This is a genomic window from Streptosporangium sp. NPDC053982 (assembly GCF_055585205.1).
In genome coordinates, this window is record NZ_JBVJKQ010000018.1 from 141,971 (window position 1) to 162,417 (window position 20,447).

Below are 20,447 nucleotides of genomic sequence, written 5' to 3' on the forward strand. Positions count from 1 at the left end.
GATGGTCAGCCGGGGGAGTCCTCGCCGGCCGGGTCCAGCAGGACGAACTCACCCGGCACGGCGGCGCCGTCGATGAGGAGGTCGGCCCGCTCGCGGGTGCCGTCGGCGGTGAACCACTCCTGCTCGGACCGCGTCCACTGCTTCCACTGCGGCGCGAACCCGGCGCCGTCCCGGGCGAGGGCGCGCGCCAGCCGCAGGTCGCCGGGCGCCTCCACCCAGACGGTGAGGGCGGCCGGGGTGGTGCGCCGGGCCGTGCTCACCCCCTCCAGGAGCAGCACCGGCGCGACCGGCACCGCCACCCAGTCGGCGTAGGTCTCCCGGACCCAGTCGTAGCGGCGGTACCCGCCCGGCTCGCCGGCGGCCAGGGGGGTGAGCACCCCCTCCTCCACGTGCCGGAACCACGCCACCGGCGGTTCGTTCCACGGCACCGGGAAGTCGTCGCTGTGGACCACCTGGGCGTTCAGGGTCCGTGCCAGCCGTCCGGCGAAGGTCGTCTTGCCGGACCCTCCGGGCCCGTCCACCGCGACGACGCGGACCGGGCCGCACGACGGCGGCAGTTCCAGAACCGTCCGGGCGAGATTCTCGAAGGAGATGACATCCACCTTTCCATTAGAAACCACCGGAAAGCCGGGGAAAAACCTGCGGATCCCCAGAGAGGCCGCGGTTTCTGACAACATTTTTCACTTCTGTCATGGTTTAGTGGGAAGCCGCGGCGATCCGGGGTACGGAGCGGCCCCGCCGATGGCGGAGAATGATTTCCCCGCCTCGGTTCGACTAGGCTCGACCACCACCGACGGAGGTTGATCTTGCACGGAGCCCTCGGCGACATCGTCGTCCTCGACCTGTCGCGCGCGCTCGCGGGGCCGCACGCCGCGCAGATGCTCGGCGACCTGGGCGCCCAGGTGATCAAGGTCGAGCACCCCGGCGGCGGCGACGAGTCACGAGGCTGGGGTCCGCCGTTCGTCGGCCCGGACGCCGACGTCTCCACCTACTTCCTCGCCGCGAACCGCAACAAACGCTCGGTCACCGCCGACCTCAAGACACCCGAGGGCAGAGCCCTCGTCGAACGCCTGGTACGGCGGAGCGACGTGCTGGTCGAGAACTTCCGCACCGGGGTCCTGGACCGCCTGGGCTTCCCCGTGACGCGGCTGCACGAGCTCAACCCCCGCCTGGTCATCCTGTCGATCACCGGGTTCGGCCACGACGGCCCCGAGGGCGGCCGCCCCGGATACGACCAGATCGCCCAGGGCGAGGCCGGGCTGATGAGCGTCACCGGCCCGCCCGGCGAGCCGTACCGGGTCGGCTCTCCCATCGCCGACCTGCTGGCCGGCATCCACGGCGCCTACGGCGTGGCCGCCGCCCTCTACGAGCGGGAGCGGACCGGGCGCGGCAAGGTCGTGCGCACCTCCCTGCTGGCCTCGGTGACCGCCGTGCACGCCTACCACGGCACCGCCTGGACCGTCGCGGGCGAGGTCCCCGCGGGCGTCGGCAACCACCACCCCTCCATCGCCCCCTACGGCGCGTTCCGCTGCGCCGACGGCATGATCCAGATCGCCGCGGGCAATGACGCGCAGTGGCGGAAGGCGGCCGCGCTGCTGGGCCTCGACCCCGCCGCCCCCCGGTACGCGACGAACCGCGACAGGTGCGAGCACCGCGACGAGCTCGTCGCCGACATCGAGCGGGCACTGGCCGCGCACGATCGCGCCCACTGGCTGGCCGCACTCGACGCGGCCGGCGTGTCCGCCGGGGCGATCAGGTCCATCGACGAGGTCTACGCCTGGGAGCAGACCCGCTCGCAGGGCCTCCTCGTCGAGGTGGACCACCCCGTGCTCGGCGCCATCGAACTGCCCGGCCCGCCGTTGCGCTTCGACGGCGAGCCGCCCGCCCGGCACACCGCCCCGCCGACACTGGGCCAGCACAACGACGAGGTCCTCGCGTGGCTGGAGGACCGTGAAGGCTGACGCCCTCCTCCCGGCCCGGACCGGGGGAATCCGATGAGCCCGAACCGTCCCGACGTCCGCACCATGATCGGCATCGTCCTCGACCCGGGGACGTGGCGGTCCTGGGACGCCCCGCCCGCCGAACCGGCCGGGCACGGGTCCGACTACGCCGAGGAACTGGCCGCGGCCCGCGCCCGGAGCGGATACGACGAGTCGGTCGTCACCGGCGAGGGACTGCTGGACGGCCGCCGGGTCGCGGTCGTCGCCTGCGAGTTCTCCTTCCTCGCCGGGTCGATCGGGGTGGCCGCGGCCGAGCGGCTCACCGCCGCCGTCGAGCGGGCCACCGCCGAGCGGCTCCCGCTGCTGGCCGCGCCCGCCTCCGGCGGCACCCGCATGCAGGAGGGCGCGCTGGCCTTCACCCAGATGGTGAAGATCACCGCCGCGGTCGCCGCGCACCGCGCCGCGGGCCTGCCGTACATCGTCTACCTGCGCCACCCCACCACCGGCGGGGTCTTCGCCTCCTGGGGATCGCTCGGGCACGTCACCGCGGCGGAGCCGGGCGCGCTCATCGGCTTCCTGGGGCCCCGGGTGTTCGAGTCGCTGCACGGCTACCCGTTCCCCGAGGGCGTCCAGGTCGCCGAGAACCTCTTCGCCCACGGCCTGATCGACGCGGTCGTCTCCGCGGAGGACGTCCGGAAGGTCGCCATCGGCGTGCTGGCGGTGCTGTGCGCGCCGCGCGAGGTGCGGATCAAGGAGCCCGAGGCGGACGAGCCCGTCCAGCCGGTCGAGGCGTGGGATTCGGTCATCCGCTCCCGCCGCGACGACCGCCCCGGGGTGCGGGCCCTGCTGCGCCACGGCGCCTCCGACGTCACCCCGCTCAACGGCACCGGCGAGGGGGAGAACGACCCCGGCCTGCTCATCGCCCTGGCCCGCTTCGGCGAGGCACCCGCCGTCGTGCTCGGCCAGGACCGCGAGCGGGGGCGGTCGGGGGCCCAGCTCGGCCCGGCCGGGCTGCGGGTCGCCCGCCGCGGCATGCGCCTGGCCTCGGAGCTGGGACTGCCGCTGGTCACCGTGGTCGACACCTCCGGGGCGGCGCTGTCGAAGGCCGCCGAGGAGGGCGGCCTCGCCGCCGAGATCGCCCGGTCGCTGGCCGACCTGGTGACGCTCGACGCCCCGACCGTCTGCCTTCTGCTCGGCGAGGGGGCCGGGGGCGCCGCCCTCTCGCTGCTCCCGGCCGACCGGGTGCTGTGCGCCCAGCACGCCTGGCTGTCCCCGCTGCCCCCAGAGGGCGCCTCGGCGCTGCTGTACCGCAGCGTGGACTTCGCCCCCGAGATCGCCGCCGCCCAGGGTGTGAAGTCCACCGACCTGCGGCGCGACGGCATCGTGGACCGGGTCATCCCCGAGCTCCCCGACGCCGCCTACGAGCCGGAGGCGTTCTGCCGCCGCCTGTCCGCCGCCCTCGAACACGAGATCGCCGGCCTGCTGGCCGCCCCGCCCGCCGACCGCCTCACCGCCCGCCTGGCCCGCTACCGGCGGCTCGGGGTGGGCTGAGGAGGCTCCGTCTCCCTGGGAGCCCCGGAGATCTCGGGGGCGGGCTCCGGGCGGATCGGGGTGACGGCCGGCACCGCATGCCGCCAGACCTCGGCCCCCGCCGCGTCGTAGCCGACGACCTCGAAGCCCTCCAAGTAGGGGTCGGAGCGCCGGTAGGCGCCGGAGAACAGGGCGACGCCGCCGCCCCACGGGTCGGCGACCGCGTCGGCGCCGGCCGACGTGCCGTCCCGGAAGACCAGCGCGACCCGGGCGGTTCCGGCGCGGGCGACGCCGTACCAGAGGCCGTCGGACAACCCCAGGCCGACCGGTGCCTTCCCGCCCGGGGGACCGGCCAGGGGATACCTGGACCCGATGAGGTCCATCCCCGTGACCTCGCCGCCGCGCCACCAGACGACGGTCCGGTCGGCGTCGTCGGCGTACAGGCGCGCGGTGAGGCCGCCGGGCATGCCGGCGGCGGGCCCGATGGGCCGCCCCGCGACCTCGGGGGGCAGCATGGGGGCGTCCTGCCTGATCCGCTGCACGACCCTGCCGTCACCGTCGAGGAACTCGATGCGCGTCACCTCGGTGCCGGCCGGGAAGGACAGGGTCCATACGGCCAGCGGCGCGCCGCCGGGCCGGTGGATGACACCGGGGATCCGGGCGCCGTCCCCGGTGACACCCTCGACCCGCGTCACGGCAGGGCGGGCGGCGCCGTAGGTCAGCTCGGCCGGCCGGCGCGGCCAGCGCGAGTGGAAGCGGTCCAGCTGCCAGGCGCTCTCCCGCTCGTGACCCTCCGGAGGCACCTTCGAGCAACCGCTCGACGCCCCACCGGACGCCTGCTGGACGATGTCGCAGAACCGGTAGCCGCCCGGGGCGGCCCCTCCGGCGAACCACATGATCACCGGCCTGTCCTCCACCGGATCGCCGACCGTCATCGGTTCGCCGACCGGCGGGTTCTCGGCGACGGCCCGCCGGTAGAGGTCCTGTCCCCCGGCGGCTCCGATGGCGACGCTCACCCCGGGACCGGAGCCCGCGTTCAGGAACACCGCCACGGCGGTCACCGCGGCCGCGGCGGCGGCCACCGGGACCAGGACGAGCCTGCGGCGCAGTGGCCTGCGAGCGGTCCTGCGGGCGCGGGAGACGGTCTTCGCGTAGGCGTCGGGGGCGGTGCCGTAGGTTCCGGCGCGGGCGTCGAGTGCGGCGCGCAGCCGCTCCTCCAGATCGTTCATGATTCCTCCCCGAGAGCCCTGCCGAGGGCGGCCAGCCCCCGGCTGGTGTGCGTCTTGACGGAACCGGGGGAGACGCCCATGGCGTCGGCGATCTCCCGTTCCGAGAGGTCCAGCCAGTAGCGCAGGACGACGGCCTCGCGCTGGCGGCGGGGGAGCCGGTCGACGGCGGCGAGGAGCTCCCGGTGCCGTTCGGCGACCAGGGCGAGGTGCTCCCCGCTGTGCGCGTCCGGCGGCGGCTCGGGGCGGCGCAGCCGTGCCAGCCGCAGGTGACGCAGCCGGTTGCGGGTCAGGTTGCAGACGGTGGACCGGACATAGGCGACGGCCGCGCCGTCGTCGCGCAGCCGGGCCCGCCGCGCGTGGAGGCGGGCGAACGCCTCCTGGGCGATGTCCTCGGGGTCGTCGGCGCCGAGCAGCCCGGCCAGGCGCACCATCGACGGATGGTGCGCCGCGAACAACTCGGCGAACGAGGGCGGCGTCCCGGACGAGACGCCTGGGATGTCGGAAACGTCGATCACGGTAGCGAGACACCCGGAGGGCCCGCCGGTTGACAGGACCCCACCGGGAAAAGACCACCGGGGCCGGGTCATGCCGGGAGCCGGGGCCGAGGTGTCAGGACCGGCCGGGAGAAGCCGCCGGGGCCGGGCTGGGCCGGCCCCGGGTCACTCCTGGGCCTCGGGTCACTCCTCGGCGGCGGGGAGGGTGAGGGGGATGGGGACGCGCTCCACACGGACGGAGAAGACCTCCTCGCGCGGCACGACGACCTCGTAGGCGCCGTGGTCGACCATCCAGTAGCCCAGCGCCTCGGCCTTGAGGCCGCTGTGGCCGGTGTAGGCGATGTGCAGGCTCTCCTCGCCGTTCTCCTCGGAGACGTCGAGGATGAGGCACGGCTCGCCGCCGAACGAGCCCACCGTGCGGACCAGCGTCAGCCGTTCGAGGTCCTCGCGCTCCACCACGGCCCGCCAGTACCCGGAGGCGGGCTCGAAGCCCTCCAGGGCCTCCTCGTCGAACAGGGTGACCTCCGAGGCGCCCGGGCCGAGGGCCGCGACGTGGGTCCGCCCGCCGTAGTGGGCGACGAAACCCGACGCCACCGGCTCGATCTCGTCGCTCATGCCGCCGGCCGCCAGGTCAGGCCGTCGTAGACGCCGAACGGGCGCTCGCCGCCGGAGGTCACGTGGACGATCTCCGCTCCGGCCGGGATCGGCGCGGGCAAGGTGTGGAACTGCGGTATGCCGTGCTCGCGCGAGGTCGTGAAGCCGTTCCCGGTGAACGGCGGTGCATCGTTCCAGTCACCGCCCATGTGCGGGCCGTACGGCACGACGTAGTCGTCGATGTCGCGGGCGAACCAGCGCATGAGGTAGATCTCCGGGGTCGTGGCGGTCAGCTCCGAGCCCTCGAATCCCAGGTCGAGACCCGTGAAGAGCTGGGCGGGGGTGGTCAGGCGGGCGCAGTCCTGCACCCGGTAGACGTATCCCGAGATGACGGTCCGCCTGCCTGACAGGTAGGGCACGAGCAGCCGAGGCGGGATGACCTTCTGCATCTGCGTTCTGCGCCCAGGTGGATCACTCACGGTCGCATTTTACGATCCGCCGGCTCCGAGCCGCCGGTGTTCCAGGCACGGCAGGGCATTCCGGGTGTCAATCGTGATCTGAGGGTCGAGTACGGACGTCAGCACCCCAGGGGCCGGCCCCAGGCCGGCGCGGACGACGCCCATCGGGTCGACCAGCATGCTGCGGCCGACGCCGAAGCCGTCACGGTAGGCGGGGTCGGGGGCCTGGCCCACGGCCGCCACCCAGACCGTGTTCTCGATCGCCCTGGCCCGGACCAGGGTCGCCCAGTGATCCTCCTTCATCGGGCCGGACCCCCATGCCGCGATCACCGCCAGCACCTCGGCCCCCCGGTCCACCAGGGCGCGGCCCAGTTCGGGGAAGCGGACGTCGTAGCAGGTGACGAGGCCGACCCGCAGGCCGGCCAGCTCCACCACGACCGGCGCGTCACCCGGCGCGACCAGCTCGGACTCGCGGGCTCCGAAGGAGTCGAACAGGTGGATCTTCCGGTAGGCGGCCGCGATCTCACCGGACGGGCCGAGCGCCACCGCGGTGTTGTGCACCAGGCGGGTCCCCGGCCCCGCCGGCCCGCCCGCTCCGTCCGGCGCGCCCGGCTCGAACACGCCCGCGATCACGGCCATGCGGTGCGCGCGGGCCGCCTCGGCGAGCCCGGTGACGAAGGGGCCGTCCAGCGGCTCGGCCAGGTCGGTGATCCGCTTGCCGTACCGGGTGAGCGTCGCCTCGGGGAAGACCGCCAGCTCGGCGCCGTCGGCGGCGGCCCGCTCCATCGCCTCGCGCGCGCGGCGCAGGTTGACGGCGGGCTCCTCATCGACGGGGATCTGGCACAGGGCGATGCGCGTCACCGGTTGCCTCCTGCTCGGATGTGGCCCCGCTCGCCGGGACCCGCCGGGTTGATCCCCGCTACGGCGGGGAGTCACACGAGGGGTCCCGGGAGGAGGGGACCGTTGACGACTGCGACCCTACCCGGCGGTTCGGCACCCGCTCCAGCCATGTCAGGCACCGCCACAGCCATTCGGCGGGGCCGTAGCGGAAGCGCCGCAGCCACAGGCGGCTGAGGACGATCTGCGCCGCCAGCACGACCGCCGACAGCGCGAGCACACCGGCCCTGGTCGGATCGGCCGTCAGCAGCGGCAGCGCCGCGAGGATCGCCGCGGTGCTGAGCAGGTAGTTCGTCAGCGCCATCCGGCCGAGCGGCGCCAGGGCCGCCAGCAGCGCGCGGCGGGCCCGGGTCCGCAGGAGCAGCAGCAGACCGGTGCAGTAGGCCGCCGCCGCGGCCAGCCCGGCCGCCGGGTAGACGGCCCGGTGGAACAGGGCCGGGTCGGCGGCGGTGCGGACCCACCAGGCGGTGAGCGTCACCGCCAGGACCGCCGAGACGGCGAAGGCGGGCGGCAGCAGCCGCTCCGGCGGGGCGTAGCGCATCAGCGCCGCGCCCAGCAGGAACAGCCCCGGCACCAGGATCAGCCCGCCGCCCTCCTGCGCCGCCCAGGCGGTGGCCGCCGCGCCCAGCGCCGCCACCGCGGCCCGGGGGAGGTAGGAGGCGGGCAGCAGGACGGCCGCGCCGAAGATCGCGTACGGCAGCAGCACCTCACCGGGGTTGACCAGCTGGTGGAGCGCGCCGAAGCAGGCCAGCACCGCCAGCCTGCGCAGCAGCACCGCCCGCGGATGCCGCGCCCGCCCGGCGGCCGACCGCAGGAACAACACGAAGCTCAGCCCGAACAGGAACGAGAAGATCGGATAGAACCTGGCCTGCAGCAGGTTCTCCACGCCCCAGTCGACCGCGTCGCGGCCGGCGGACGGCAGGCGCGCGCGGGTGTGCTGCCAGGCGTTGACCACCATGATCCCGCACACCGCGAAGCCGCGCAGGACGTCCAGCTCGTGCAGCCTGCGCGCCGCGGCGGCCGGGGAGGTCCCGGCGGGTCGGGTCTCGCTCATGCGATCCAGACAACCAGACCGGCCCGCCGTACGGGGAGGCCGCCCGGAGGGAACGTCCCGCGTGCCCGGCCGGGCCGCGTGGGTCCGGGCGCGTCGTACGGGGATCACCCGGCGCGGGGCGGCCCGCTCGTCTCGCGGACGACCAGCCGGGCCGGCAGCACCGTGGGCGGCGGCGCGGGGGCGGCCGGGTCGTCGATCATGGAGATGAGCGCGGCGGCGACCGCCTCGCCGAACCCCGCCTTGTCCTGGGCGACGGTCGTCAGGGCGGGCCGGACCAGCGAGGCCAGCTCGATGTCGTCGAAGCCCGCCACCGCGACGTCGCCGGGGACGTCCAGCCCCGCCTCCGCGGCGGCCCGGACGGCGCCGACCGCCATCTCGTCCCCGGCGGCGAAGACGGCGTCGGGACGCTCGTCCAGTGCCAGCAGCCGCCGCATCGCCGCGTGCCCGCCGTCGAGGTAGAAGTCGCCCTCCACGACGTACTCGTCGCGGACCGGCAGGCCGAGGGCGGCGAGCGCGGCACGGTAACCGGCCAGCCGCTCGGTCCCCGGGTGCGTGCGGCCGGGCCCGGTGATCGTGGCGATCCGCCGCCGGCCCCGCTCGTGCAGGTGCCGTACGGCGGCGGCGGCGCCCCCCGCGTTGTCGGAGGTGACGTACGTCGCCCGGCGGCCGGTGACCGGGCGGTCCAGCGAGACGCAGGGCACGCCGGCCCCGGCCAGCCGGTTGAGGGTGGGGTCGGCGGTTCCGTCGTCGATGAACACCACGCCGTCGAGGCTGTGCCGCCGTACGGCCCGCAGGTGGCCGTCGGCGTCCTCGCTGGAGGCGAGCATCAGCAGGTGCCGTCCCCGCTCGTTCAGCGCGGTCTTCAGGCCGACGAGGATCTCCTGGAGGAAGGGGTGGCGCCATCCGGGGCCGCGGTGGCCGGTGTCCCACGCGAGGCCGATCATGTCCGACCGCTTGGTGGCGAGGGTCCGCGCCGGCGCGCTCGGGGTGTAGCCCAGGAGCGCGGCGGCGCGCAGGACGGTCTCGCGCGTCTCGCGGGTCACCGCGTCGGGGTTGTTGAAGACGCGGGAGACGGTCGCCACCGACACGCCGCACTGGCGGGCCAGGTCTCGGATCGTTGCCACCCCCGCACGCTACCCCATCTCTGTAACCGGTTACATGTAACCGGTTACAGAGAAACTAGCGGCCAGGGACGGAGAGACGACTCCGCTGATCACGACGGGTTCGGGAGATCGGTCAGGAATGGTGAAAAGGGTTGACAAACGGGGCGTTCCAAATATGAAATTCAATGAGTCGCTCGTTTTCCGGCGGGCAGGCGCGTTCTCCGGAACGCCCCGCCCGCCGGGACGGCCGGTCGCGTCCTCTCCAGGGGGCGGTGACTCCGTCGCAGGGCGAGCCGGGGTGGGCCGGGGGAGCCGGGGGCGGTCAGGGCCGCCGGCTCCCCTTCCTCTCCTTCTCCGACCTTTCCGCGACCGGGTCTTCCAGGGGGTTTCTCGATGACGGCGACCGAAGAGCGCGCCCCGGCGGCCGGGGGCTTCCCGGCCGGGTTCGTCTGGGGCGTGGCCACCTCGGCCTACCAGATCGAAGGGGCCGTCGACGCCGACGGCCGGGGCCCGTCGATCTGGGACGTCTTCTGCCGGGTCCCCGGCGCGACGGCCGCGGGGGAGTCGGGCGACCCCGCCTGCGACCACTACCGCCGCTGGCCCGAGGACGTGGAGCTCCTCGCCGGTCTCGGCGTCGGCGCCTACCGGCTGTCGGTGGCCTGGCCGAGGATCCTCCCCGAGGGAGGCGGCCGTCCCGAACGGCGCGGCCTCGACTTCTACCGCCGCCTCGTCGGCGCGCTCCGCGAGCGCGGCATCACGCCGTTCGTCACCCTCTACCACTGGGACCTGCCCCAGGCGCTGGAGGAGCGGGGCGGCTGGCGGGCCCGCGACACCGCCGAGCGGTTCGCCGACTACGCCGCCGTCGTGCACGAGGCGCTGGAGGGCGTGCCGTACTGGACCACGCTGAACGAGCCCTACTGCTCCGCCGTCACCGGATACGCCGAGGGCCGCCACGCGCCCGGCGCCCGCGAGGGGCACGGGGCCCTGGCGGCGGCGCACCACCTGCTGCTCGGGCACGGCCTGGCGGCCGCCCGGCTGCGGGAGCGGGCCCGCCCGGGGGAGCGGATCGGCATCACGCTCAACATGTCGCCCGCCGTGCCGGCGAGCCCGTCGGCCGAGGACGCGGCCGCCGCGCGCCGGATGGACCTGATGGTCAACCGGCAGTTCACCGAGCCGCTGCTCGGCGGCGTCTACCCCGGGGACATGGCCGAGGTCTACGGGGAGATCAGCGACTTCTCCTTCCGCCGCGACGGCGACCTCGCGGTGATCTCGGCGCCGCTGGACTTCCTCGGGGTCAACTACTACTACCCGATCCACGCCGCCGCCGCGCCGTACGACCAGCCCGACCCGGCGCTGCGCCCCGCCTTCGACATCGGCGTCCGCACGGTCACACCGGACGGGCCGCCGGTCACCGGGCTGGGCTGGCGGATCGAGCCGGACGGCCTGCGCGACACCCTCACCGGCCTCGCCGCCCGCTTCCCCCGCCTGCCGCCGGTCTTCGTCACCGAGAACGGCTACGGCGACGACGGCGACCTCGACGACACCGGCCGCGTCGCCTACCTCGCCGCGCACCTGGACGCCACCCGCGCCGCCCTCGACGAGGGGGTGGACGTGCGGGGGTACTTCTGCTGGTCGCTGCTGGACAACTTCGAGTGGGCCCGGGGATACGCCGCCCGGTTCGGCCTGGTGCACGTCGACTACGCCACCCAGGCCCGCACGCCCAAGGCCAGCTACCGCTGGTACCGCGACGTCATCGCCGGCCGCGCCTGAGCCTCCCCGTCCCGGACGGGGTCCGCGCCCGGGGGGACCGCCCGAGGGCGCCCAAGGGGTCTCGCATCCGGGTGGAAGCCCCGAGTCCGCGTCCGGGTGCGGCCGGCGCCGGTCACCGGTACCCCGCCGCGGAGGCGACCAGGCGGGCGACCCGCTCCGGCGCGATCCCGGTCGTGTCGACGACCTCCGCCGCCCGCCGCAGCCAGGGCAGGGCGTCGCGGTAGCGGGGGAGGTGGTCCAGGCGCCACCGCAGGGCACCGGTCTCCACGAGGTCGGTCTCGATCCGGTGGGTGAGGGTGTCCTCGTCGGTGTGGAGCAGGAAGTGGCGGACGGGGACGCCGGCCTTCCCCAGGCCGTCGCGGATCTCCGCCCAGTACCCCTCGACCAGGACCGTCTGCGGGGCGACGAGCACCCCGCCGACGTGGTCGAGCAGCCGGACGGCGGTCTCCACGACCAGGTCGCGCCAGGCGGGCCACTGCTGGAAGTCCGGCACCTCGGGCAGGACCTTGAGGTACCGGAGCATGAAACCGACCACCTCGGGGTCGAAGACCCGCGCGTCCGGGACGATCTTGACGAGCTCTCCGGCGGTGGTCGTCTTGCCCGCGCCGAAGGTGCCGTTCAGCCAAATGATCATGTGGTGACCGTACCGGGGCCCGGGGACCGGTTCGTACTCGATCGGCGGATCCGGCGCCGGTTACCCTGGGCGGATGAACGATCCCCTGGTGGCGCGGATGCGCGGGTTCGGCACGACGATCTTCGCGGAGATGTCGGCGCTGGCCGTACGGACCGGTTCGATCAACCTCGGGCAGGGCTTCCCCGACACCGACGGCCCGGCGGCGATGCTGGAACGGGCGGCGTCGGCGATCCGGGAGGGGCACAACCAGTACCCGCCCGGTCCGGGCGTCCCCGAGCTGCGCCAGGCCGTCTCCGAGCACCGCAAGGAGCACTACGGCCTCGCCTACGACCCCGACGGGGAGATCCTGGTGACCGTCGGGGCCACCGAGGCGGTCGCCGCTTCGGTCCTGGCGCTGTGCGAGCCCGGCGACGAGGTGATCGCCTTCGAGCCCTGCTACGACTCCTACGCCGCCGCGATCTCCCTGGCCGGGGCCGTGCTGCGGCCGGTCACGCTGCGCCCGGACCGCGGGCGCTTCACCTTCGATCCGGCCGAGCTGCGCGCCGCCGTGGGTCCCCGTACCCGGGTGATCCTGGTCAACTCCCCGCACAACCCGACCGGCACGGTCCTCACCCGCGCGGAGCTGGAAGAGATCGCCGGACTGTGCCGGGAACGCGACCTGGTCGCCGTCACCGACGAGGTCTACGAGCACCTCACCTTCGACGGCGTCGAGCACGTCCCCCTCGCCACCCTCCCCGGCATGCGCGAGCGCACCGTGACGATCTCCTCGGCGGGCAAGACCTTCTCGGTGACCGGCTGGAAGACCGGCTGGGTGTGCGCGCCGCCGGAGCTGGTCCGTGCCGTGCAGACCGTCAAGCAGTTCCTCACCTTCACCGCCGCCGCCCCCTGGCAGCTCGCCGTGGCCCACGGCCTGCGCCACGAGATGGAGTGGGTCGCCGCGCTGCGCGACGGGCTGCAGGCCAAGCGCGACCGGCTGGCCGCCGGGCTGGCCGCCGCCGGGTTCGACGTCTACCGCCCGGCCGGGACCTACTTCGTCCAGGCCGACATCCGCCCGCTCGGCTTCTCCGACGGCCTGGCCCTCACCCGCGAGCTGCCGTCGCTGGCCGGGGTGGTGGCCGTCCCCACCCAGGTCTTCTACACCCGCCAGGAACGGGGCGCCCACTTCGTGCGCTTCGCCTTCTGCAAGAAGGACGAGGTCATCGACGAGGCCGTCCACCGCCTCACCCGCCTCGGCAAAACCGAAGGCGACGATGGGTAATCGTGATTATACTTTCCGTGCCTGGTATCGCACTGATACCAGGCACGTTTTACGATGGGAGGCATGGCTATGACCTTGCGACTCTCGGACGACCAGGCTGAAGCTCTCCGGCGGCGAGCGGACAAGGAAGGACGGAGCATGCAGCAGGTGGCACTGCATGCCATTGAGGAGTACCTCGCGCGGGCGGCCGACGACGACCTCACCGACGAGATCGCAGAGCGGGGGGCCCGTCGCTTTGCAGACCTATTGCGCAGGCTCGGGGAATGACGGTCTTCATCACCCTGGAACAGGGGCTGCGGATCGCACGTCGGTCGGTCGGAGGGCCGATCCAGGTCCGTGATATCGGGCTTCTTGAGGCGGCGTTGCTTCGTCCGCAGACCTCTCTGTTCGGTCAGGACGCGTATCCCGATCTGTTCTCCAAAGCGGCGGCGCTGCTCCACTCGATCGTCACCAATCATCCGTTCGTCGACGGTAACAAGCGCGCGGCATGGCTCACCATGTATGCCTTCTGCGCCAAGAACGGCGTCGAGGTCGACCCGGAGGACGACGACGCAGCCTATGACTTCGTGATCGAGATCGCCTCAGGCAAGCTCACCGAGATCAATGAGATCGCCGAGGCGATCCGGAGCTTCGCGAGGTAGCTCATCCGGCCGGGTGGTCAGGGGGTGATGCGGATGGGCAGGCGGCGGGAGCGGAGGGCCGCGCGGACGGCGGCGGCGATCCGGGCGTACTCGGCGGTGCGGGCGGAGCTGGCGCGGTAGGCCAGGCCGATGGTGCGGCCCGGAGCCGGGTCGCGGAAGCGGCGCAGCGCGAGCCGTGAGCGCCTGCCCGTCTCCACCTGGACCGCCGACTCCGGCAGCAGGGTCACCCCGAGCCCGCCCGTCACGAGTTGCACCAGCGTCGGCAGGCTGGTCGCGTACGTCGTGGCGGTGGCGCGGGCACCGACCTCGCGGCAGACGTCGATGGCCTGCTCGCGCAGGCAGTGGCCCTGGTTGAGCAGAACGATGTCCAGCCCTTTGAGCGTCTCGCGGTCCACCGGTCCCGACCCCCCGGCCAGCGGGTGGTCCGCGGGCACGGCGAGCAGGAAGTCCTCCTCGTAGAGGGGCTCCTCGACCAGTCCCGCGGCGTCGGCCGGCAGCGCGAGCAGCACCATGTCGAGGCGGCCCTCGCGCAGTTCCTCCAGGATGGTCTCGGTCCTGGCCTCGTGCACGGTCAGCTTGAGCCGGGGGAACTCCCTGGCGAACATCGGCAGCAGCACGGGCAGCACGTACGGCGCGACCGTGGGGATCACCCCGAGGTGCGCCGGGCCGCGGAACGGCTCCCGGGTCTGCGCCACCTCCGCCATCAGGCCCTCCACCGCCGCCATGACCCTCGCGGCGTGCTCGGCCACCCGCTCGCCGGCCGGGGTCAGCAGCACCTTCCTGGTGGTGCGCTCCAGCAGCCGGGCCTGCAAAGTCTCCTCCAGCGCCGAGACGGCCCCCGACAAAGCGGGCTGGCTCATCCGGAGCGACGCGGCGGCCTCCCGGAAGTGCAGATGGTCGGCCACGGCGAGGAAGGCGCGCAGCTGGGCGAGGGTGGGGGCGGGATCACTGATAGGAAACACCTCTCGGATTGGTCCAGCCGTTCGATTTCACGGATCAATGCTAGATGCGGCAGGGTAGGGCCCCGACAACGAAGTCGTCTTCAAAGGAGATCCGGACTTGCTCACCATCGGTGACCACTTCCCTGAGTTCGAACTGACCGCGTGCGTCTCCCTGGACGCCGACAACGCGTTCGCCGATATCAACCACAAGTCCTACGAGGGCAAGTGGAAGGTCTACTTCGCGTGGCCGAAGGACTTCACCTTCGTCTGCCCGACCGAGATCGCCGAGTTCGGCCGGCTGGAGGGCGAGTTCGCCGACCGCGACGCCCAGGTCCTGGGCTTCTCCGTGGACTCGGAGTTCGTCCACCACGCCTGGCGCAAGGACCACCCGGACCTGCGTGACCTGCCCTTCCCGATGATGTCCGACATCAAGCGGGAGCTGTCGGAGTCCCTGGGCATCCTGGGCGAGGACGGCGTCGCCCAGCGCGCCACCTTCATCGTGGACCCGAACAACGAGATCCAGTTCGTCATGGTGACCGCGGGTTCGGTCGGCCGCAACGTCAAGGAGGTCCTGCGGGTCCTCGACGCGCTGCAGTCGGACGAGCTGTGCCCCTGCAACTGGAACAAGGGCGAGTCGGGCCTCGACGCCAAGAAGCTGATGGCCGGCGCCTGATGCCGATCGACAACCTGAAGGACGCCCTGCCGGCCTACGCCAAGGACGTCAAGCTCAACCTCGGGTCGCTGGTCACGACCTCCTCGCTGACCGAGCAGCAGCTCTGGGGGACGCTGCTCGCCTGCGCGGCGGCCACCCGGTCCCAGCGGGTGATCGCCGAGATCGCCTCCGAGGCGGCCGGCGCCCTGTCGGCCGAGGCGTTCACGGCGGCCAAGGGCGCCGCCGCGATCATGGCGATGAACAACGTCTACTACCGGTCGACGCACCTGATCGGTGACGAGACGTACGCCACCATGCCGGCCAGGCTGCGGATGACGATCATCGGCAACCCCGGCGTGGAGAAGATCGACTTCGAGCTGTGGTCGCTCGCGGTCTCCGCCATCGGCGGCTGCGGCCGGTGCCTGGAGTCGCACGAGCAGGTGCTGCGCCAGTCCGGCATGCCCCGCGAGCAGATCCAGGAGGCGATCCGGATCGCCGCGGTGGTCAACGCCGTCGCCGCGACGCTGGAGACCGAGGCGGCCCTGGCCGCCGTCTGAGGTCCTCCTCCCGCACGCGGGAAGGGCGGGCGTCCTTTCGAAGGACGCCCGCCCTTTCGCGTCTCACGGGACGCGGGTCAGACGCGGGTCACTCCACCGTGACCGGGGGAGCCGAGGGGTCGGCGGTGTCGGGGCGGGGGCCCCGGGCCGAGCGCAGCGGCACCTCCTTCAGCAGCAGGGCGGTCACCACGGCGACCAGGGCGATCGGCACGCCGACCAGGAAGACCATCTGCATGGCCCGGGTGAAGGCCTCCAGGATGACGTCCAGCACGGGGGCGGGCAGCCTGCGGATGTCGGCGGGAGCGCCGAGGTTGGGCGTGGCGCCGCCGGTGAGGCGCAGGTGCGCCTCACGCGCCAGCGCGACGATCTCTGCGCTGAGCCGGTTGGTCAGGATGGCGCCGAAGGCCGCCACGCCGACCGCGCCGCCGAGGGAGCGGAAGAACGTCACGCCCGAGGTGGTGGAGGCCATGTCGCGGCGGGGGACGGAGTTCTGCGCGGCCAGGATCAGGATCTGCATCGTCGCGCCCAGGCCGATGCCGAGCACCGCCACGTCGACGCCGACGACCACCAGCGAGCTGTCCACGTGCAGGCGGGAGAGCATGAACAGGCCGGCCGCGACCAGCAGCATGCCGAGGATCGGGAAGATCTTCCACCTGCCGGTCCGGGTGACGACCCGGCCGGTCGAGATCGAGGCGGTCAGCAGGCCGAGCACCATGGGCAGGGTCATCAGGCCCGAGCCGGTGGGGCTCATGCCCTTGACGATCTGCAGGTACTGCGGCAGGAACATCAGCGCGCCGAACATGGCGGCGCCGACCAGCAGGGAGGTGACGCTGGTGAGCACGAAGGTGCGGTTGCGGAACAGGTGCGGCGGCAGGATGGGGTCGGCGGCCCGGCGCTCGGCGAAGACGGCGACCACGAACATGACCAGGCTGAGCCCGCCCAGGGCGTAGGTCCAGCCGGAGTTCCAGGCGAACTCCTTGCCGCCGAGGGACAGCAGCAGCATCAGGGCGGTGGTGCCGCCGGTGATGAAGGTGGCGCCCCACCAGTCGACCTTGGTGTCGCGGCGGACGAACGGCAGTTTGAGCACCTTCTGGATGACGACGAACGCCACCACGGCCAGCGGCACGCAGATCCAGAACGTCCAGCGCCAGGACATGTTGTCGACGATGAAGCCGCCGAGCAGCGGCCCGGCCACGGTGGAGACGCCGAAGACGGCGCCGATGTACCCGGAGTAGCGGCCCCGCTCGCGGGGCTCCACCACGTCGCCGAGGATGATCTGCGGCAGCGCGGCCAGGCCGCCGGCGCCGATACCCTGTACGGCACGGGCCGCGATGAGCTGTCCCATGTCCTGGGAGAAGCCCGCGGCCACCGAGGAGAACAGGAAGACCAGCAGGGCGGCCTGGAACATGAACTTGCGCCCGTACAGGTCGGACAGCTTGCCCCACAGCGGGGTGGACGCCGTCATGGTCAGCAGGGTCGCACTGGCGACCCAGGAGAGCTGCTCCTGACCGCCGAGCTTGCCGACGATGGTCGGCAGCGCGGTTCCCACCACGGAGGTCGAGATCATCGACGTCAGCATGGCGAGCATCAGCCCGGCCAGAATTTCCAGCACCTGTTTGTGTGTGAAGTGCGGTGCGGTCTCGGCCTGGACCTGTTGTCCAGTCAGCATGAAGCAGCCCCCAATGTATGTACGATACATATGAAGTTAGTAGACGCTTGTTTACTGGTCAAATCGGAAGGACCCGAGGTGGACGAGACACGGCAGCGAGACCGGGAGGGCACCCGGCGGCGCATCCTCGACGCCGCCCGCCGGCTGTTCACCGAACTCGGCTACGACCAGGTGACGATGCGGCTGATCGCCGCCGAGGCCGATGCCAACATCGCGCTGATCAACCGCTACTTCGGCAGCAAGCGGGAGCTGTTCGCCGAGGTTCTGGCCATGCAGGGACGCTTCCCAGGTGTGCTGGAGGTGCCGCCCGCGGAGCTTCCCCGCCGCCTGGCGGAGTACGTCGCCGACCGGCTCAGGTCGGACCAGGGCAGCCTGATCATGTCGGCGCTCGTCAGGTCGTCGGGCTGCACCGAGACCCACGAGATCATCCGCGACCGGGTCGGCTCGGCGATCCTGGAGCCGCTGGCCGCGCGGCTGCCCGGCGGCGACGCGGCCTTCCGGGCGACCGCCGCCACCGCGATGATCACCGGGGTGAGCATGCTGAGCCAGCTCTACGGCAAGGGCGAGCTGGAGACGCCGGACCGGGAGGCCGTGGTCGGGCGGCTCACCGCCGTCTTCGAGGCGTGCCTGGCGCCCTGACCCCGGCCGGCCGCGGCCCGGATCCGGTTCGTCGCGGCTCAGGGCCGGTCCGTCACGGCGCGGGCCCGGTCCGTTGCGGCGCGGGCCCGGCTCCCTGCGGCCCGGTTCTCCGCGGCCCGGTTCTCCGCGGCCCGGTCCTCCGCCGTCCGGGCGGGACCGTTACGGCCTGGCCCCGGCGATCCGGCAGGTGGTGCCGGGGACGTGGTCGACCTGCAACGTGGTGTGGTCGATCTGGAAGCGCTCGTGCAGCAGCTCGGCGAGCTCGCGCCGGACCCGGTGGCAGTCGCCGCCGGGCCGTACCGACACGTGGGCCGACAGCGCGGGGAAGCCGCTGGTCACCGTCCACACGTGCAGGTCCTCCACCCCAGTGACGTCGGGGTGGCCGCAGATCGCGGCGCCGACCTCGGCCGGGGGCGCACCCGAGGGCGCGGCCTCGAACAGCACGCGGCCGGCCTCGCGCAGCAGGCCGTACGCGGCCTTGGCCATCAGCGCCGCCACCACCAGTGCGGCGACCGCGTCGGCCCGGGACCACCCGGTGACCCAGACGACGACGCCCGCCACCACGGTCGCGATGAAGGCGTACATGTCGTTGAGGATGTGCTGGAAGGCGCCCTCGACGTTCAGGCTGGTCCGGTCGGCCCGGGAGATGAGCCAGGTGGCCACCGCGTTGACCGCGATCCCGGTCAGGGCCGTGCCGACCACCAGGGGGGCCGCCACCTGTGGCGGCTCGATGAGCCGCCGCACCGCCTCGTAGACGAAGTAGGCGACGAGCAGCACGAACGTCAGCCCGTTGGCCGCCGCCGACAGGATCTCCGCGCGCTTCCAGCCGAAGGTGTAGGCGCCGCTGGCCGGGCGGGCGGCCAGGCGCATCGCGAACAGGGCGAGCGCGATGGAGGCGGCGTCGGTGAGCATGTGCCCGGCGTCCGAGATCAGCGCGATGGAGTTGGCGATGACGCCCACGACGACCTCCGCCGCCATGAAGACGACGAGCAGCACCAGCGCCGCCGTCAGCAGGCGGCGGTCCGAGCCGGCGCTGTGGCCGTGACCGTGTCCGTGACCCATTCCAAGACCCGTCTCGTCAACACTTGAACAGTTGCTCAGAAATTATGAAACCACGCCGGGCCGGGCAAGAGCCGGACAAGGGCCGGACCGCCGGTGGACGGGCGGTGTCCGGCGCGGCCCCCTCAGCCCCCGGCCCCGCCTTCGCCCCGGTTCCGGACGCGGCCCCTCGCCCCGGCCCCGGTTCCGGGTTCCGCCCTCACCCCGGCTCCGGTTCCGGGTTCGGGTTCGGGTTCGGGTTCGGGTTCGGGTTCGGGTTCGGGTTCGGGTGGAGGCTCCCGGTGTACTCGGGCACGGTGATCAGCGGCGGTCGCTCGTGCACGCTCACGTCGCTCACCCGCGGCCACCGGTCGTCGCCCGCCGTAGGGAACTGCAGGATCTCGTGGTACGGCGGAGCCGCGGACACCCGCCCCTGGCGTTCCAGCCGCGTCCAGGCGGTGAGCATGATGTGCGCGGCCATCCGCCCCAGCGCGTCGAGCGGCTGGTGGGAGTGGGCCCGCACACCGAGATCCACCTGTGCGAGCGCGTCCAGCCCCACCAGGCCGAGCAGGTCGATGAGCAGGCCCAGTTCGACGCCGTACCCGGTGACGAAGGGGATCCGCTCCAGCACGGCGCGCCGGCCCGCGTACTCGCCCGCCAGCGGCTGGCGAAAACCGGCCAGCTCGGGCCAGTGCAGGTTGATCAGCGGCCGGGCGACCAGCTCGGTGACCCTCCCGCCCGCGTGCGGCCGGAGGGCCTCGCCCTCGGTGAGCGGCCGGTCGTAGCAGCCCTTGACGTAGGCCACCGAGGGGTCCGACAGCAGCGGGCCGAGCAGCCCGGTGACGAAGTGCGAGGAGAAGCCGCGCAGGTCGGCGTCCACGAAGACGACCACGTCGCCGGTCGTGACGGCGAGCGCCTTCCAGAGGGCGTCGCCCTTGCCGGTCATGGCGCCGTAGCGGGGCAGCGGGGCGTTCTGGAAGACGACGCGGGCCCCCGCGTCCGCGGCCCTCCGCGCGGTCGCGTCGTGCGAGTGGGAGTCCACCACCACGAGCTCGTCGACCAGCGGAAGGCGTTCCTGCAGGTCACGCCGGATCAGTCCGACGATCTCCCCGACGGTGCGCTCCTCGTTCCGGGCGGGCAGGACGACGCTCACCCGGTGCCGCCCCTTGGCCGCCGTCACCGCCTCGGGGGGCCAGCCGCCCGACAGGCTCGTACGGGCCTCCAGCCAGTGGCCGACCTCAGTGAACATCACCCGTCGAGGGGGCGGGTCCCGGTGTCGTCATCGCTCCTGGCTCCCCTCCGCTGTGCGACCGTATTACCCGTTTTGCCCTGATATGAGGTGTTTAACC

The 20,447-nt window shown here is 73.1% G+C and carries 22 protein-coding genes; 9 read left to right on the plus strand and 13 right to left on the minus strand.

Translation table 11 applies throughout. The features are described 5' to 3' along the window. Positions 1-5: 5 nt before the first annotated feature. The gene (locus ACZ6W9_RS30465) at positions 6-602 is read right to left on the minus strand and encodes a uridine kinase family protein (RefSeq protein WP_389960654.1); all 597 of its coding nucleotides are present in this window, start codon (positions 600-602) and stop codon (positions 6-8) included. A 204-nt stretch (positions 603-806) separates the two neighbouring features. Between ACZ6W9_RS30465 and ACZ6W9_RS30470 the strand changes: the two genes are divergently transcribed. Then, the gene (locus ACZ6W9_RS30470) at positions 807-1,961 is read left to right on the plus strand and encodes a CaiB/BaiF CoA transferase family protein (RefSeq protein WP_362929637.1); all 1,155 of its coding nucleotides are present in this window, start codon (positions 807-809) and stop codon (positions 1,959-1,961) included. A 33-nt stretch (positions 1,962-1,994) separates the two neighbouring features. After that, on the plus strand, positions 1,995-3,491 hold the full coding sequence (locus tag ACZ6W9_RS30475) for a carboxyl transferase domain-containing protein (RefSeq protein ID WP_470120814.1): 1,497 nt from the start codon (positions 1,995-1,997) through the stop codon (positions 3,489-3,491). Here ACZ6W9_RS30475 and ACZ6W9_RS30480 read toward each other — a convergent pair. From ACZ6W9_RS30480 to ACZ6W9_RS30510, 7 genes are all read right to left on the minus strand, one after another. Then, positions 3,467-4,699 carry a hypothetical protein gene (locus ACZ6W9_RS30480; RefSeq protein ID WP_389960659.1) on the minus strand — a complete coding sequence of 411 codons (1,233 nt, stop codon included), beginning with the start codon at positions 4,697-4,699 and terminating at the stop codon, positions 3,467-3,469. The two genes, ACZ6W9_RS30475 and ACZ6W9_RS30480, sit on opposite strands and share 25 nt — an antisense overlap. Then, positions 4,696-5,214, minus strand: a complete 519-nt coding sequence (locus ACZ6W9_RS30485) for a SigE family RNA polymerase sigma factor (RefSeq protein WP_389960661.1) — start codon at positions 5,212-5,214, stop codon at positions 4,696-4,698. Before ACZ6W9_RS30485 ends, ACZ6W9_RS30480 begins: the two co-directional genes overlap by 4 nt. 162 nt (positions 5,215-5,376) lie before the next feature. Next, on the minus strand, positions 5,377-5,808 hold the full coding sequence (locus ACZ6W9_RS30490) for a hypothetical protein (protein WP_389960663.1): 432 nt from the start codon (positions 5,806-5,808) through the stop codon (positions 5,377-5,379). After that, a complete protein-coding gene (locus ACZ6W9_RS30495) occupies positions 5,805-6,266 on the minus strand; it encodes a hypothetical protein (protein WP_389960665.1) in 462 nt (153 codons plus the stop codon). The genes ACZ6W9_RS30490 and ACZ6W9_RS30495 overlap by 4 nt, the downstream gene beginning before the upstream one ends. A gap of 9 nt (positions 6,267-6,275) precedes the next feature. Further along, positions 6,276-7,106, minus strand: coding sequence for a carbon-nitrogen hydrolase family protein (locus tag ACZ6W9_RS30500; protein ID WP_470120816.1), 831 nt, complete (start codon positions 7,104-7,106; stop codon positions 6,276-6,278). 58 nt (positions 7,107-7,164) lie between these two features. After that, positions 7,165-8,196 (minus strand): DUF418 domain-containing protein, encoded by a 1,032-nt coding sequence (locus ACZ6W9_RS30505; RefSeq protein WP_470120818.1) that lies wholly within the window; start codon positions 8,194-8,196, stop codon positions 7,165-7,167. Between the two features lie 104 nt (positions 8,197-8,300). Beyond that, entirely contained in the window at positions 8,301-9,320 is a 1,020-nt protein-coding gene (locus ACZ6W9_RS30510; protein WP_470120820.1) for a LacI family DNA-binding transcriptional regulator, read from the minus strand. A 372-nt stretch (positions 9,321-9,692) separates the two neighbouring features. On the opposite strand from ACZ6W9_RS30510, the gene ACZ6W9_RS30515 reads away from it, so the two are divergent. Continuing rightward, positions 9,693-11,069 carry a GH1 family beta-glucosidase gene (locus tag ACZ6W9_RS30515; protein WP_389960673.1) on the plus strand — a complete coding sequence of 459 codons (1,377 nt, stop codon included), beginning with the start codon at positions 9,693-9,695 and terminating at the stop codon, positions 11,067-11,069. 112 nt (positions 11,070-11,181) lie between these two features. On the opposite strand, the gene ACZ6W9_RS30520 is transcribed toward ACZ6W9_RS30515, so the two are convergent. After that, the gene (locus ACZ6W9_RS30520; RefSeq protein WP_389960675.1) at positions 11,182-11,703 is read right to left on the minus strand and encodes an AAA family ATPase; all 522 of its coding nucleotides are present in this window, start codon (positions 11,701-11,703) and stop codon (positions 11,182-11,184) included. Positions 11,704-11,776: 73 nt separating this feature from the next. Here ACZ6W9_RS30520 and ACZ6W9_RS30525 point away from each other — a divergent pair, with 73 nt between their 5' ends. From ACZ6W9_RS30525 to ACZ6W9_RS30535, 3 genes are all read left to right on the plus strand, one after another. Further along, on the plus strand, positions 11,777-12,961 hold the full coding sequence (locus ACZ6W9_RS30525) for a pyridoxal phosphate-dependent aminotransferase (protein WP_389960677.1): 1,185 nt from the start codon (positions 11,777-11,779) through the stop codon (positions 12,959-12,961). 138 nt (positions 12,962-13,099) lie between these two features. Next, on the plus strand, positions 13,100-13,228 hold the full coding sequence (locus ACZ6W9_RS30530) for a hypothetical protein (protein ID WP_268246277.1): 129 nt from the start codon (positions 13,100-13,102) through the stop codon (positions 13,226-13,228). After that, entirely contained in the window at positions 13,225-13,602 is a 378-nt protein-coding gene (locus ACZ6W9_RS30535) for a type II toxin-antitoxin system death-on-curing family toxin (protein ID WP_389960680.1), read from the plus strand. The genes ACZ6W9_RS30530 and ACZ6W9_RS30535 overlap by 4 nt, the downstream gene beginning before the upstream one ends. Before the next feature lie 17 nt (positions 13,603-13,619). Here the strand turns inward: ACZ6W9_RS30535 and ACZ6W9_RS30540 are convergent, their stop codons facing one another. Then, positions 13,620-14,564 (minus strand): hydrogen peroxide-inducible genes activator, encoded by a 945-nt coding sequence (locus tag ACZ6W9_RS30540; protein ID WP_389960682.1) that lies wholly within the window; start codon positions 14,562-14,564, stop codon positions 13,620-13,622. Positions 14,565-14,661: 97 nt separating this feature from the next. On the opposite strand from ACZ6W9_RS30540, the gene ACZ6W9_RS30545 reads away from it, so the two are divergent. Both ACZ6W9_RS30545 and ahpD read left to right on the plus strand, forming a co-directional pair. Next, positions 14,662-15,216: a peroxiredoxin gene (locus ACZ6W9_RS30545; protein WP_470120824.1), complete on the plus strand. Its 555-nt coding sequence runs from the start codon at positions 14,662-14,664 to the stop codon at positions 15,214-15,216. Then, the gene (gene ahpD, locus ACZ6W9_RS30550) at positions 15,216-15,752 is read left to right on the plus strand and encodes an alkylhydroperoxidase, AhpD family (protein WP_389960686.1); all 537 of its coding nucleotides are present in this window, start codon (positions 15,216-15,218) and stop codon (positions 15,750-15,752) included. Before ACZ6W9_RS30545 ends, ahpD begins: the two co-directional genes overlap by 1 nt. Positions 15,753-15,840: 88 nt before the next feature. On the opposite strand, the gene ACZ6W9_RS30555 is transcribed toward ahpD, so the two are convergent. Further along, positions 15,841-17,421 (minus strand): MDR family MFS transporter, encoded by a 1,581-nt coding sequence (locus ACZ6W9_RS30555; RefSeq protein ID WP_389960688.1) that lies wholly within the window; start codon positions 17,419-17,421, stop codon positions 15,841-15,843. A gap of 78 nt (positions 17,422-17,499) precedes the next feature. On the opposite strand from ACZ6W9_RS30555, the gene ACZ6W9_RS30560 reads away from it, so the two are divergent. Then, entirely contained in the window at positions 17,500-18,060 is a 561-nt protein-coding gene (locus ACZ6W9_RS30560) for a TetR family transcriptional regulator (protein WP_362929603.1), read from the plus strand. Between the two features lie 159 nt (positions 18,061-18,219). Here ACZ6W9_RS30560 and ACZ6W9_RS30565 read toward each other — a convergent pair whose 3' ends face one another. Both ACZ6W9_RS30565 and ACZ6W9_RS30570 read right to left on the minus strand, forming a co-directional pair. Further along, positions 18,220-19,122, minus strand: a complete 903-nt coding sequence (locus ACZ6W9_RS30565) for a cation diffusion facilitator family transporter (RefSeq protein ID WP_389960690.1) — start codon at positions 19,120-19,122, stop codon at positions 18,220-18,222. 196 nt (positions 19,123-19,318) lie between these two features. Continuing rightward, entirely contained in the window at positions 19,319-20,347 is a 1,029-nt protein-coding gene (locus ACZ6W9_RS30570; RefSeq protein WP_470120867.1) for a glucosyl-3-phosphoglycerate synthase, read from the minus strand. Positions 20,348-20,447: the final 100 nt, after the last annotated feature.